This window comes from Microcoleus sp. BR0-C5 (assembly GCF_036705045.1).
GTDB lineage: Bacteria > Cyanobacteriota > Cyanobacteriia > Cyanobacteriales > Microcoleaceae > Microcoleus.
Window position 1 is genome coordinate 51,115 of record NZ_JAUBTR010000018.1, and the last position, 13,847, is coordinate 64,961.

The following is a 13,847-nucleotide window of genomic DNA, read 5'->3' on the forward strand; positions in this document are numbered from 1 at the left end:
CGATCGGATTATTTCCTAAGCGGTTTCAGAGGCTATGGGTATGGTTTCAGTATCCAACAACCAACCAATTATTATTCGTACAGAGCGCGGACTGACAATTTCAGGTACGCGCATCACTCTCTATGATGTGATGGACTACCTGACGGCTCAATATCCCCCGAAGTTTATCCGTTCCTTGTTTGACTTAACAGACGATCAGATTAACGTTGCTTTATCATATATAGAGGCAAATCGTGCAGAAGTCGAAGCAGAATATCAAATTGTTTTAAGGCAAGCTAAGGAAATTCAGCATTACTGGGAAGAACGCAATCGCGAACATTCAGCCCGCGTTGCAGCGATGCCACCCAAACCCGGTCGAGAGGCTCTTTGGGCAAAACTTCAACAGCAGAAAGCCAAACACGAATTAGAAGCATGAATTTTCTGATCGATCACAATCTCGGAGGTCATGCAGAGATTTTATTAGGAAATATTGCGAGTCAAGGTTGGTTAAATCTACTCCCAATTCGGGTTGTCACCTTCAAGCAGATGAATTTGTCGATCGACAGTAACATCGAGTTGTTTGGCGACTTGCTCAGGCAAATCAGATGATTTTGCTTACTGCCAACCGCAGCATGAAGGGTGAAGACTCCTTGGAACAGGTGATCCGAGAAGAAAATACAGTGGATTCCCTACCTGTGATTACGATCGGAGATGCCGATCGATTTTTAGCCGATCGAGTCTATCGAAATCGTTGTGTTGACCGTATTCTGGAAATCTTGCTGGATATCGAAACCTGGATGGGCGTTGGTCGTCTTTTTGTTCCGTAAGGTGAGTAAATAGAATTGTGCTACCATTTGTAGTATGGAAAGTGGCATAAATAGTTTTACAATAATTATGAAAGTATCTATCTCTTTGCCAGATGAGCTAGTGCGTTACATTGACGATCGTGTAGAAAATCGCAGTCGGCTAATTGAGCTTTTATTGCAAGCGTGGCGCAAACAACAAGAACAGCAGGCAATGGTAGAAGCCTGTTTATTGCTCGATGAACTGAGTGATGAATTAACCGATGAGGATGAAGCATGGCAGCAAGCAGCGATTACCGACTGGGAAGCATCTGGGTCGTGAATTTCGATCCCTCAGTCGGTACAGAAATCCGCAAGACTCGACCGGCGGTAATTATTTCAGGAACTGCTTTTAATCAACGCAGTAAATTCACAGTTCTACCCATCACTTCTGCTGTTCCAAACGAGCATTTACGACCCATTGTTTTGCCAGTAATTCCTTCGGCTTTCAATGGTCTGAGTACCGAGAGTTTTATCGTGTGCGTCGATCCGATGACGTTTGATAAACGCAGACTTGTGCGCTGTCTTGGGCAATTGGAGTTGCAACAAATACAAGAAATTCAACTGATTTTAGCTCGATATTTAGAACTTTAAGAGTAGGGGAAGGCCAAAGCTGGAGGGTGAAAAATATAGCATCAAGTAATGAAGGATTTCTGGATAGTTGAAAAATTTTCCTACATTTCGCCATTTGGCATCGGTTGGTAGCATGGCTAGTGATTACTTTTTAGAGCCCGATCGCCCCTGAAATTAACCCTTAGTAGTGGCGGTATAGCGATCGCTTAGTTTTTGGAGTGTCATATTTTCTTTGATCTCATCATGGGGAATTAAGACATATTTCCAAGGTTTGCCACCGTGATTTAGCATATAGTCCGAAGCATCTTGACACCATTGAACTGCGACGTTTTTCTTAGCAAGCACTTGAGGATTGTCAATTTCATTTCGAGCTTTGGGTTCAAGCATATAGATAACTTCTTCTGTTTCAGCAACAAAATCGGGTTGATATTCTGAATAGTATGTATGCCATTTGTAATAAAGCTGAAATTGTCCTTGGGCGGGTTTAAACCATTTGATTGCATCCCGTTCTAAAATCAGTGCTAGTATTCTTTCTGCTTCCGATTGAAATTTTTGTTCTCGATAGAGGCATTTGGAGAAGCCTGTAAACAGATATTTGGACATATTGCTTTTGTCTCGCGGCGAAGATTGATAATCAAGGCAATTCTGAGCATTTGTAGTGTAGGCGCTATCTTTTAATGCTGTAAAACCTTTACTTATTTTGACTTCATAACCTGTAGTTTCTTCCCAGAAATGTGGCTGCATTTCGCTATGGACAAAATTGGCAATTTCCCGTTGGTAAAAGCGTAAAACTTTGTGTGTATCTTCTTCGGATAAGTAGGTCATAAAATGACTGAGAACTTGACCCGCAAGGTCATAGAGTAAATCAGCGTGTTCGTCATAGGAAATATCATCGAAGTTGACTAAGTTTTTGACAATATAGTTTTCTAGCCGTGATTCTTCAAAGTTTTCTTTGATAATTCCCATGAATTCAACTTTATTCGTTGTTAGCGATTGAATATGTAATTCTTCTTGGGAGGGAACGGAATAATTTAAACCTGTGATATCTAGGGCAAAAGACCTGAAACCCGATCGCACTTCCCCTTTAGGAATAACAAGAATCTTAGGAATATTGATGGTTTGCTGGATAACTAAATTCGTTGTTTTCGCAACGATCGCTTCAATATCTGGAGGTGCTATTATACCTTCAAGTTCCATTTGTGCGGGTTGATATTCTCTAGCTACGGCTTCGCGCACCCTTGCCTGAACTTTTGGGGATGCAAGATGGGCGGTAGTTGGGACTTCTTCGGGGCGGCTTTCAAGCTTTAGGATTTCTTGGTATGTAAGCTGTGCAATCTTTTGTTCTATAGGTGATTGAAATAGGGATTGTTGAATATTTTGGGGTTCGGTTGCAGGTAAATTATCAGGTAAATTAATGGGTTGTTCGGGGTGAAGTCCTAAATTTTGGGCTAGTTGCGATCGCGAAATTAGTGTTTGTGTCTTTTGCTGTAAGTCTTCATCTGTGAGGATAATTTGTTTCAGGCGGATTTGGGATTCTGGGCGCTTTGCTTCATCGACAATTTCTTGGAATTTGTCATGGGCGACGATATTTAGGCGATCGACAATTTCTACACCTGTACGCATTCCATAGGGCAAACGCAAGCCCCGTCCGATAGATTGCTCAATCAGGATTTTAGAATTTGCGGCTCTCAGAGGGACAATTGTATAGAGGTTGGTGACATCCCAACCTTCTTTGAGCATATTTACATGGATAACTATTTCAGTAGGTTCATCGGTATGTTCTACTTTGAGCAATCGCTCTACCATTTCATCTTCTTGAGCGCCCGTTTTACTAGAATCAACTTGAATAACTTTATGTTTATAATTACCTTCTGAAAATTCATCAGATTGAATGAGTTCCATGAGTTTGGATGCGTGGGTAGTGTCACGGGCAATCACTAACAGAAAGGGTTTAACAATTTGTTTTCCAGTTTGAATTGCATAGGTTTCTAATTCAGCTTTAATATTTTCATGGAGATAGATGCCGTCTTCTAGTTTAAGACGCTCGATCGCTTCTGGTGACATTGCCCTAGGGTTAAAATCTTTGCGGGTGACGACTGCTGGATCTTTAACAAATCCATCCGTTATGGCACGTCCGAGGGGATAGTCATAGATGACATTTTTGAAAGCTACTGAACCTTTATTGGTTTCGATAAAGGGTGTGGCGGTAAGTTCTAGCCCCATTAATGGTTTTAATTCGTTAATAGCGCGAACTCCTGCTGAGGCGCGATATCGGTGCGATTCATCCATGAGAATTACGAGGTCTTTTAATTCTGACAAATAATCAAAATAGCTTTCGCCAATATATTCGGATAGTCGTTTAATTTTAGGGCTTTTACCGCCGCGTACTTCCGAGTTGATTTTTGAGATATTAAATATATTGATTCTGCAAGAGGCAAAATCAGTGATGATGGATGACTTTTCGTAATTATCTCCCGTAATGATTTCTGGCACATCGATCGCAAATTCAGAGATACCCGTAAATACATACTTTGAGGTGTTGGGCGTAAAGTCGGTAATTAGTTTATTATAAATGGTTAGGTTTGGGGCAAGGATAAAGAAGTTTTTAATGTTATATGCTAGGTATAAGTAACTGATAAATGCGCCCATGAGTCGAGTTTTACCCACACCTGTGGCTAGGGCAAAACATAGAGATGGAAAGTCGCGCTCGAAGTCAGTAAACGTTGGAAATTCTTTTTTGAGGGCGACTAAACTTGTTTCTCCATCTGTGATTTCTGGGATGGATAAGAGTTCACAAATGCGAGCGAGAATTTCTAATGATTGGCGCTGGGGATGGCGCAGACTGAGACGATTAGAAATATTATTAACAAGTTTATTTTTCATAGGTATCCAGGTCAAATAGTGCTAGTTGTCCGAACTTTGGGGGTGCTTTTGGCAAGTTTTCAATTTTGAGGCTGTAATCGTCATGTCCCCATTCACACCGTGAAAGGATTTGTTTAGGAATTTTTTTAACGGTGAGGTTTGGGAATATGTCGGTTTGGCATCGAAAGGCGGTACATAAAACAAGTAAGGTGCGTTCTTGCCCTACTTCGTCTGCAAGTTTAGATAGTTGTTCGTGACTAAGATTTTGGGTGGTGACATAGATAAAGTCGCTTTCGGTGGAATAGCCATGTTGCCAATAGAAGGTGTCTGATGGTGCGTAGGTGAAACCTTCGATTTTGCAGAGTGCTTCAGCAAGCATGGCGGCGTTATAGTTTTTATTGATCACCCAATTATCCCATTTGTCTTTTTCTAGTAGGGATGGTGCGAGACGATAGTAACGAAACCCGCCGCCGCCTTTCCAGTTAACTGCTTTGCTAATTCCACCTTGATCTTCGCCATCAATTACTTTTTTGAGTCGGGGAATGATATGGGTATGACAATGTTCGCCGAGTTCAATCATGATCCAGCGTCTTCCCATTTTATGCGCGACTGCGCCTGTTGTTCCCGATCCTGCAAAGGAATCAAGAACTAGATCGTTAGGATTAGTGGCAAGTTGAAGAATACGTTCTAGTAGCTTTTCAGGTTTAGGAGTTGAAAAGGGTTCTTGTGTATTAAGTTGCAACTGCTCTCGTTTAGCATCTTGATTATGACCGACTTCTTCCCATGTCCATATTGTTTGTGCAACGCCTCCTTTGTCAGAAACCGCACTTAATAACCTCTTGAAGCGAGGTACAGAGTTCTTTCCTTCTACTCCCCAATACACTAAGCCCTGTTGTTCATTATCTTCATGTCTCTCACGCGAATATCTCCATACCGCAGTTTTCTTAGGGAGAATAATTTCACCAGTATTTGGATTAGTGATTGGATAGTATAGATTAGGACGCTCATCAATAGATTTGTTACAAGTATAATTGTCTGATTGCCAAGCACCACGAGGATCATTATCAGGATTTTTGTATGCTGAGTTTGATTTTTCAGTTCGAGGAAGTCTGTTCGGTTTCCAAGAGGCTTTAACTTTCGCATAAACTAAAATGTGGTCATGATCATTACTGAACCATAGTGCATCATTGGATGCCGCATACTTCTTCTGCCAAATTACATTCGCCAGAAAATTTACGCGACCAAAAATCTCGTCACACATCACTTTTAAATAATGCGCTTCATTATCATCAATTGTGATCCATAAAGAACCATCATTCGATAATAAATTACGTAAAATCTCTAAACGATCGCGCATTAAACCAAGCCAGAGAGAATGTTCAATTCCATCATCATAATGTTCAAAAGCTGAGCCTGTATTATATGGCGGATCAATAAAAATACACTTAACTTTTCCTGCAAACTCAGACTCTAAAGCCTTGAGAGCAAACAAATTATCCCCAAAAATTAAGCGATTATCAAAAATATCATTTTCACTCACCTGATGAGCAGCATGATAAGACCTCTCTGGATCTTCCAGCAAAATTCGCGGCTCCAGCTTGGGGCGAATATCCTTACCAATCCAGGTTAATTCTAGTCTCTGCTTCTTATTCATAATTAATATCTATCTCACAAGTTAAACTGTAGGTATATTCGGATTTTAAGCCTGAGCATCCCTGCGATCTAACTCCTGCATCACCTCACTCGTTAAAGGCATAACATCTGTGATATTCCTAAAAATAGCAAGATATCCCTTATTGTCACTAGCAAATTGAGATTCAGCAACAGTGTAAACAACCTCAGCAAGCTCTAACCCAATTCGTGAAAGTTGGATTTTATCATATTCAGACAAATAAACTTCATGCTTATTGAGCAAAGGTTTATAGCGTCTTGCAAGAATATCTAGAATAAAAAATCTACCATGCTTATAAAACTTTTTTTGTTGACCGGTTGCAGCCTGTTCTGAAGCAGAAAAAATTTCATCTAGATATTGAAAGATTCGCACATAACGACAAAGCGTAACTCCTGAAATCGCATTACTAAACAATATATCATAATAACGCTTATAAAGCTGACTAATTTCTCTTTTGGCTGCAACCACTATTTCCGTATCACCGCTAAAACAAGCAAGGGCAACTGCCGCCTGTTCAATCGTAATCGCATCCTGAGTCCGCTCCGCCGATGGTCGATATTCATAAACAATATTCGATACCATACATTCCTGTCGCAAACGTTCTTGATTGGAATCTAACGCAGCAAAATAGACATCGCGCACCGCATTTTGTTTATTTCTTGCCCCAGTAATTTTTTCGCCAATATTATCAGTCTCCGTCCCCACTTCAATAATTGTAACTAATAACTTTGCATCAGCAGATATTGAACCATTAGCATTATAAACAGAAGCGATCGCTCCTACCGTTTGCGCCCCATTTACGACGGAAAAACCTTTTAAAGTAAATTGAGTTGATTCCTGTTTATGTCCCGATGGCAGGCTAATTAACGAACAAGTAATCGTCAGACCATTGTTGAGATAAAAGAGTTCAGATGGTTGATCTTTGACAGTTTACGCAATCGCTAAGTTAACATCCTCTGCACCTAGGTAATAACGGATATTTTTCTCAAAAAGCGACTTATTATGCTGTTGATATAAAGATGCAAGTTCTGAAGCCTTAACCAATCCATAAAAAGCCCTACGCGGCTGATCTAAACAATGCCAGTTTTCCAATGTCAAGACTACATCAACAGGGGCGATGGCTTGTTTTGCTGTCAACCAACCATGTGTTATGCTAATATTTAAATCTTGCCATTCAAAACGTGGATCGAACTGATTCAGTTCCGTTTTTAACTGATTAAGATCCGTAATCACATGAGAACTCAGGCTTTCATCAAGATATATATTACAGCCTAATATTTTTACCCCGTTAGTATTTAAAGCATCTTCAACATCTTGCTGCAACCGCGCAAAGCCATCATTAAATTTCTGAAAACGTTGATGGACTAAATCTCTAATCCCATCACAAAATTTTTTATTATCACCCATATTCGGAGCATTCCCCGCCTTAGCCTGTACCAACAAAAGCAATTTTTTCATCCGATCGAAATAAATGGCATCAATCCCATTATCATTTTCCCCATTGACAATTGAGTTAGCCGCTTGAGCAGGGGTAAGATCGGCAAGATTGGCGATCGCAAATGCAGCAAAAGAACGACTCAATCGATTTTTTTCATGTTGCTCTGGTGTCCAGTTCCTCTGAAGCTGCGCGGTCATTTGAAAATAATCCTGCTTTAGTACCTCAATGATTTGAGTCTTTTTGGCATGGGTATTCGGCTTAGGCATTGAGCGATCATTAATATTTTAATTTTTTCTAGAAGCGGTAAAAAGTTAAGTTTAAAAGCTTAACTTTTTACTGACTGATATCTAAGCAACCTCTACGAACACACCGCTGCGAGCAAACTCCTCTTCTTCAGGACTAAAGACGGGAGCTCGATCGACAAGATCGGGGTCAAAGTAATATGTCTCTTGTAGGAATTGTCCGGTCACGATCGCCTCCTCCAACTCCTTGATGTAATCTTGGGCAACTAAGCAAGCCTCCTTGATGCCTTCCTCATCCCGCTTATCCAATAGCTTTTGCAAAGTTGCTCTCACCCCTGTCAGTCGGGCCGCGGGCTTGAGCATACCGTAGAGGCGGTACATCCGATCGGTGGCAATGCTAATGTGTTTGAGAGCGTTGGCTCGTGCTAGCTCAGAGTCAATACTGGGCCAATAACGAGTGGTGTAGAATGCTTTCTCATCCTTGTGATACCACTCCTCCGATCGCGCAATTGATGAGGAGACAGTATTGTGAAGCTTCCAGAAGAATAAGCGCAGGGAATCGCCATCTACTACGGTGGACAGCTTGGCCTCCATTGATACCTCAAAGTCATTCAGACGCGGGTCGCGCCCAAGCACGAGGTACTCCACAGGGTACATTTCCACCTCTTTATTCTGCACGACGTAGGCGTTGAGGTGGTGGCGGCAGTAGGGGCAGGGATACATAGTGGCAAACAGCTTGAAAAAGTCCTTGAAGATTGCCACCAGAGTTTTTTGCTGTTTGGAGGTCTTGGTAGAGACGATTTCAGCCGTAGTGTGGAAGAAACGCCACACCGCAGGGCCAATATAATAAGGGAAGCTGACGCGCATTTGTGAATTCTTTATTTCACTGCGATCAATATATACATCGATGAACGATACATATTGCGAAAGTTCGCCAGACTCGCGCCCAAACTCCAAGCGTTCGCGCCGTTTCTGTACCCCATTCAGGTAGTTGTGCGTCAAGCGCCATGCCTGTTGAAGCATCAACTTCTGTTTTGGAGCGCATTTGGGAAAGCTTTCTACAACATCCGCCCCATAACGCCCAAATTCCCCTGACGTTTTTGTGGCTTCGTACCACTGGTTTAAAGCTGCTTCGTCAGCCACCGTGTTCAAGGGGATGTCTGCTGCTGTGCTGACGCTAAAGGCAGCCAACAGCTTCGGCATAAAGTCTTCATACCAATATGCCACTGGCATCATCGCACCATCGATTTCCTCTGAGGCATCCGAGAGGATGACTCGGTTCCACTTCTTCAGATACTCTTTTGGATCTCCCTCAGATTTGGCTGATGGGGGTGCCATTTCCTCACTCAGTTCCATTTTTCGCAGTCGGTTGAGTTCGTTGACGGCAAGCACACCCTCGGCGATGTCCCGCAAGTTGAGACTCTTCTTCTTGATGGTGATGGCAAACTCGACTCCCGCCGCAAACTTTTCCTTGGCGCTGGCAGACTTACCCCGCGCTTCCAACATGGCTTTTTGTTCTGCCAACATTTCTGGAGTTTTTTCTATAGTCTTCCAGTTTTTGATGCGATCTTGCAGTCGGGCATATTCATCTTCGATAGATTTAACTACTGCATCAAGTACAGGGTTGCACGCAGGCTCTACTACACCCAATCCTTTATAAAGCCCGATCGCACTTCTGACAAATTGCACAAAATCAACGATTCTGTAGGGCAAGTTTCTCACACGGAGGTGAGTCTCATGGTTGGCGGAAAAACTCTCGCGGAAGCTGCGGTAGGCTGCTCCCTGGATTAGACGAAACAAACCAATCTGCATCTGCAAGCGCGACGTACCGCGCTTCTTCTCAGCTTGTGGGTGTTGGGCGAGTAGTTCTTTTAGTCGCGCTATTTCTGGATTGCTATCGGTGGATGCTTCTTCTAGATTAGGTTCAATAGTGGCAGAAGCTTCCTCGTTGACAGCAGTTGCTGTACTTGCGATCGCAGCCGCTGTACTGTCTGAAATCTCGGTTGTCTGTGTACTGACAATCGGAACCGGCGAGTCTTGATATCCTGTCGTGAGCTCTGACTCATCGGGTACCAGTTTGCAGAATTCCTTAAAGTCAATTGAGGCATCGCCGTCATGGTCTACCTCTTTGATGATCTCATCGAGCTCTTGCTCTGTCAGCCCAAACTGGCTCATCACGCCGTGCAGCTCGTCTCTGGTGATTTGACCGCTACCGTTTTCATCAAATACACTAAATGCCATTTTGAGACGGCTCTGGCGATCGCCTTGCTGGGACACCATCAGCATTTTGAATTCATCAAAATCGATACTGCCCGACAAGTCTACGTCCACTTCCTTAATCATGTCACGCAGCTCGGTTTCGTTAGGACTCTGGCCTAGCGATCGCATTACTTGACCCAGTTCTTCTGATGAGACAGCACCGCTCCCGTCCGCGTCAAATACTTGGAACGCTTCCCATAACTTTGCCACATCTTCTTCAGTCATGGCTTTTTTTTCAAGCTGCACAGATGTCATAACTAAATTTTCCCTGATTTTTTAATTGGCTGTCTATTGATTACGACCAATATACTTTAATTACTGATGACTTACGCAACAGTATTGTCAAATCGAACGGGGTTGCCGATATCTCCCACTTTGGCTTGTGACAGTTGATCTATCAGTTTTAGATTACTCCCAGTAATTTTCCCAATCATCCTTAAAAGCTTGCTGCAATCTCTGCATATACGCATCAGTCTTAATCTTCACCATCCACAGATTATTAGCATTGCCGCCTCCCTTGCACACAACACCTTCATCCACACCGTATTTCCCCTTGCGAATATCATCCATAAACTTGCCCGTCATTTTGCCGCGATAAATCACTCGCGCAATATTTAATTTACCAAAATCCTGAATAAACCGATCGGGAATAACGATACCGCGATCGGTTTCCACATCAAAAAGCACCAATTGTTTGCGATCGTCTTTTTGGTGCATTCCCGCAAACGAGTTAGCACCAAAAAACTCTGTAAACACAGTAATTTCAGCACAGTGATACTGTTCGTTCTCTCGAAATATAGACTCTAACGGACTAGCCAAATCTCTCCTAAATATTTCAGGCGCTGCTTCTAAACCTGGATGTGCAGCATTAAACTCTGCAATTCCCATCTCATCCAAATCAAATCTACTGCGGCGCGTCCCAAAAGCATACCAACCAAGTTCAAGTTCCCAAACCCAATGCAAATTAGTGCCATCGTACTTCTCAAAAGCTATACATTGTTCATTAGGGCAATTTTTACTATCGGGAATTTTGGGATAGGCAAGTTGAACTCGTATCATGTAGAGGAAGGAAGTTCGGCAACGGATTGTGTAACGGATGTAACGGATGTAACGGATGTAACGGATGTCAGTCCGAGGGAAGTCGGAAGAAGGAAGAAGGAAAGGGGTTTCTAACAGTTTCCCCCCTTCCGCTTCTTCCCTAAAAATCTTGCAATTGAGCAGTTTGAACGGCTACTTCTTTAATCTGGGCACCGCGGCGCACTTTCAGTTTCAGAATTTGACCGATTTTGCTGTTGTCCACCAAACTTTGCAACTGTTCGGCCTCAGTCACTCCCTCACCGTCTATTTGAACGATGACATCTCCCTTGCGAAGCCCTGCTTTCTCAGCAGGGGTGTTGGGCACAACTCGCATCACTAACACCCCCTTAACTTCCGGCACAATCAAAGGAGCATTGGGGTCAGCATTATTCTCTCTGGCCATTTCAGGAGTCAAAGCAATCATCTGAATCCCCAAAAACGGATGGCTGACTTGTTCTCCCTTGGCTAGCTGCGCGTAGATAGCCTTGGCTTTGTCGATCGGAATCGCGAACCCAATACCCATTGCATCAGCTCGAATCGCCGTGTTGATGCCAATTACTTCTCCTCTGCTGTTTAACAGGGGGCCACCGGAATTGCCGGGATTGATGGCGGCGTCGGTTTGAATGAAATCGAGCCGCTTGTCGGGAATGCCGACGGCTGCACTGGAGCGTTTGAGGGTGCTGATAATGCCCAAGGTGACGGTGTTGTCAAATCCCAGGGGGTTCCCCACGGCGATCGCCCAATCTCCCACTTTCACCGCGTCGGAATCTCCCAAGGTGGCAGTCGGTAAGTCTAATTGCTTAGTATTAATTTTGACAACAGCCAAATCTGTTACTTCGTCAGTACCTTGCACTTCTCCTGGAAATGTCCTGCCGTCGTTTAAGGTGACAGTCACTCGATCGGCTTTGTCAACTACGTGAGCGTTGGTTAAAACAATCCCGCTTTTGTCAATGATGAAGCCGGAACCTTGACCGCGTAAGCGTTCTTGTCTGGGGGTCAGGCTGCGTAAATCTTCTCCCAAAAATCTGCGGAAGAAGGGGTCTTCCATTAAGGGGTCGAGGTTGCGACTGACAGTGCGCTCGGTATCAATGCGAACAACTGCCGGCCCGACTCGATCGACTGCCGCCGTCACAAAACTGCCGGTATCCCCCGGCAGTTCCCCGCCCCGCAGCGCTAACAGTTGCGGATTCGGGGGGGTGGCGGGGGAACTCTGGAACTGTAATTTGGGCGGATTTGTGCCATCAGCGGCGGCAGCGGGTGCAGCATTGATACCCAGCGCACTCAGCGCGATCGTCATTCCTAAAATTAGGGCGAACCAAGGAGCACTGATTCGAGGTGCGGGACGAAAAAACTTAAATAGTCGCATAGCGTCAATCTTTGTTAGTCTGGGTTAGTCTGGTAAAGGTGTGCGATCGTGCGGACTCAATAATCTGCCACTATGAAGATCCTAAATATATTTTGACAGTTACAATACATGAGTCACGCGCCCGCACCAACTCAACATATTCTGAATTCTAACTTTTAAATTTCCCTCGTAACCCCAATGATTCTATCTGATACTTCTACTGACAAATCCTTGCCCTCAAATTCCCACCACCATCACGACGATAAATCAGCCCACCCTCACCATCACGATGAAGAATCAATGCGGCGGCTGGTAAATCGCTTGTCTCGGATTGAGGGACACGTGCGCGGCATTAAAACAATGGTGCAAGAAAACCGTCCCTGTCCCGAAGTTCTCGTGCAAGTTGCTGCGGTTCGAGGCGCGCTCGATCGCGTGGCGAGAATCATTCTTGACGAACACTTAACTGAGTGCATCGCCAGAGCCGCGAAAGAAGGTAATATCGATACGGAAATCGAAGAGTTGAAAGCGGCTTTGGATCGGTTTTTGCCTTAGCCTCTGCCAATTTTTACATCAATATAACAAAACCTGCAAATTAGACAAAACTTGCAAGTTATGATTTCGGATCAATTTTTTAAGCATCTTTCACAAACGGGGAAAAGCATCACATCTTCTCCCCTTCACCCCGATTGCCACAACATATAATTTATATGCTCCGCAGTTTATGAGAGCGAGTTTTGTTAACAAAGAATTAGTCAGGTTTGTCGTGATGACGCAACTCCTCAAAATCTTCAAATGCTGACTGCAAACAATTAGAGAACCAGTGATTAATCCGACATGGTATGAACTGTCTAGACTTTCGTCAGCTTGGCTTTGAGCTGGTATCTGACTGTTGCGTAAACCGCTTTATAGGAAGCTTCAATGCTGTATTCCTGGTGCAACCACTCTTGAATCTCTCCATAGCTTTTAAAGCCTTCCTGGGGGTCGCTGAGGCGCATTGCCAAACTAGCGCGGGCCAGAGGAGGAATGGCCGGCTTACGGCCGCCACTGTGCTTTGTTTCGAGGAGTCCTTCGAGTCCGTCAGCTCGGTACTTTCGCAGCCACCGCTGCACTGTAATTCGATTTACCCCGATCGTCATTGCCAATTCTTTAACTGTCTTAACATGACAAATTTTGAACAGGTAAAGTGCTTGAATTTTTTGAAACCCGCTTGCTGTTTTTTGTTCAGTTAACAGGTTTTTTAGCTCTTCACTTGTCTCTGTGATGCTAAGTTTACATACTCCAGCCATATCAATTACCTCACAATTCGCGTTATACAATACTTTTGTTTGACAAGGGAGCAACTTTTGCTCCTATCCTAGATGCTGACCTTTTGTTTGCCCTGAAGCAATACAAAAGCGATCGTTCTCATTAAACTTTTTCCTTCCTGGAGGCACTCCGACGCTCAGAAACCGGATTATTTTAACCTGGAGCAAGGTTGCAACGATTTTTTTTGGTAAAAAACCCGGTTTTTGGGTCAGTTTTGTATTTGAGGGACAAGCGTCATTGCTAATACTGATAG

Annotated in this window: 14 protein-coding genes and 1 pseudogene; 7 read left to right on the forward strand and 8 right to left on the reverse strand. The window is 43.6% G+C overall.

Annotation, left to right across the window (positions count from 1 at the left end; translation table 11 throughout):
* Positions 1–40 precede the first annotated feature (40 nt).
* The 5 genes from QUB08_RS11305 (at position 41) to QUB08_RS11325 (ending at position 1,415) form a co-directional block, all read left to right on the forward strand.
* Complete coding sequence (locus tag QUB08_RS11305) at positions 41–415, forward strand: DUF433 domain-containing protein (RefSeq protein ID WP_333224811.1); 375 nt, start codon at positions 41–43, stop codon at positions 413–415.
* Positions 412–588, forward strand: a complete 177-nt coding sequence (locus tag QUB08_RS11310) for a hypothetical protein (RefSeq protein WP_333224812.1) — start codon at positions 412–414, stop codon at positions 586–588. The genes QUB08_RS11305 and QUB08_RS11310 overlap by 4 nt, the downstream gene beginning before the upstream one ends.
* Positions 585–806: a hypothetical protein gene (locus QUB08_RS11315; RefSeq protein WP_333224813.1), complete on the forward strand. Its 222-nt coding sequence runs from the start codon at positions 585–587 to the stop codon at positions 804–806. The genes QUB08_RS11310 and QUB08_RS11315 overlap by 4 nt, the downstream gene beginning before the upstream one ends.
* 67 nt (positions 807–873) lie before the next feature.
* The gene (locus QUB08_RS11320) at positions 874–1,104 is read left to right on the forward strand and encodes a ribbon-helix-helix domain-containing protein (protein ID WP_333224814.1); all 231 of its coding nucleotides are present in this window, start codon (positions 874–876) and stop codon (positions 1,102–1,104) included.
* Entirely contained in the window at positions 1,059–1,415 is a 357-nt protein-coding gene (locus tag QUB08_RS11325) for a type II toxin-antitoxin system PemK/MazF family toxin (RefSeq protein ID WP_333224815.1), read from the forward strand. The genes QUB08_RS11320 and QUB08_RS11325 overlap by 46 nt, the downstream gene beginning before the upstream one ends.
* Positions 1,416–1,568: 153 nt before the next feature.
* Here QUB08_RS11325 and QUB08_RS11330 read toward each other — a convergent pair whose 3' ends face one another.
* The 6 genes and pseudogenes from QUB08_RS11330 to QUB08_RS11355 all read right to left on the reverse strand — a co-directional run bounded on the left by QUB08_RS11330 (position 1,569) and on the right by QUB08_RS11355 (position 10,926).
* Positions 1,569–4,277 carry a DEAD/DEAH box helicase family protein gene (locus QUB08_RS11330; protein ID WP_333224816.1) on the reverse strand — a complete coding sequence of 903 codons (2,709 nt, stop codon included), beginning with the start codon at positions 4,275–4,277 and terminating at the stop codon, positions 1,569–1,571.
* A complete protein-coding gene (locus QUB08_RS11335) occupies positions 4,267–5,910 on the reverse strand; it encodes a site-specific DNA-methyltransferase (protein ID WP_333224817.1) in 1,644 nt (547 codons plus the stop codon). The genes QUB08_RS11330 and QUB08_RS11335 overlap by 11 nt, the downstream gene beginning before the upstream one ends.
* 45 nt (positions 5,911–5,955) lie before the next feature.
* A pseudogene (locus tag QUB08_RS11340) lies at positions 5,956–6,846 on the reverse strand (AIPR family protein); the annotation flags it as partial.
* A 12-nt stretch (positions 6,847–6,858) separates the two neighbouring features.
* Positions 6,859–7,632, reverse strand: coding sequence for a hypothetical protein (locus tag QUB08_RS11345; RefSeq protein ID WP_333224818.1), 774 nt, complete (start codon positions 7,630–7,632; stop codon positions 6,859–6,861).
* A gap of 81 nt (positions 7,633–7,713) precedes the next feature.
* Positions 7,714–10,122 (reverse strand): EF-hand domain-containing protein, encoded by a 2,409-nt coding sequence (locus QUB08_RS11350; protein ID WP_333224819.1) that lies wholly within the window; start codon positions 10,120–10,122, stop codon positions 7,714–7,716.
* A 153-nt stretch (positions 10,123–10,275) separates the two neighbouring features.
* Positions 10,276–10,926 carry an RNA ligase family protein gene (locus QUB08_RS11355; RefSeq protein ID WP_333224820.1) on the reverse strand — a complete coding sequence of 217 codons (651 nt, stop codon included), beginning with the start codon at positions 10,924–10,926 and terminating at the stop codon, positions 10,276–10,278.
* Between QUB08_RS11355 and QUB08_RS11360 the strand changes: the two genes are divergently transcribed.
* The gene (locus QUB08_RS11360; RefSeq protein ID WP_333224821.1) at positions 10,912–11,040 is read left to right on the forward strand and encodes a hypothetical protein; all 129 of its coding nucleotides are present in this window, start codon (positions 10,912–10,914) and stop codon (positions 11,038–11,040) included. The two genes, QUB08_RS11355 and QUB08_RS11360, sit on opposite strands and share 15 nt — an antisense overlap.
* 25 nt (positions 11,041–11,065) lie before the next feature.
* Here QUB08_RS11360 and QUB08_RS11365 read toward each other — a convergent pair whose 3' ends face one another.
* A complete protein-coding gene (locus QUB08_RS11365) occupies positions 11,066–12,310 on the reverse strand; it encodes an HhoA/HhoB/HtrA family serine endopeptidase (RefSeq protein WP_333224822.1) in 1,245 nt (414 codons plus the stop codon).
* 177 nt (positions 12,311–12,487) lie between these two features.
* On the opposite strand from QUB08_RS11365, the gene QUB08_RS11370 reads away from it, so the two are divergent.
* Complete coding sequence (locus tag QUB08_RS11370) at positions 12,488–12,841, forward strand: metal-sensing transcriptional repressor (protein WP_242723064.1); 354 nt, start codon at positions 12,488–12,490, stop codon at positions 12,839–12,841.
* A gap of 296 nt (positions 12,842–13,137) precedes the next feature.
* Here QUB08_RS11370 and QUB08_RS11375 read toward each other — a convergent pair whose 3' ends face one another.
* The gene (locus QUB08_RS11375; RefSeq protein WP_333224823.1) at positions 13,138–13,575 is read right to left on the reverse strand and encodes a helix-turn-helix domain-containing protein; all 438 of its coding nucleotides are present in this window, start codon (positions 13,573–13,575) and stop codon (positions 13,138–13,140) included.
* Between the last annotated feature and the right edge of the window lie 272 nt (positions 13,576–13,847).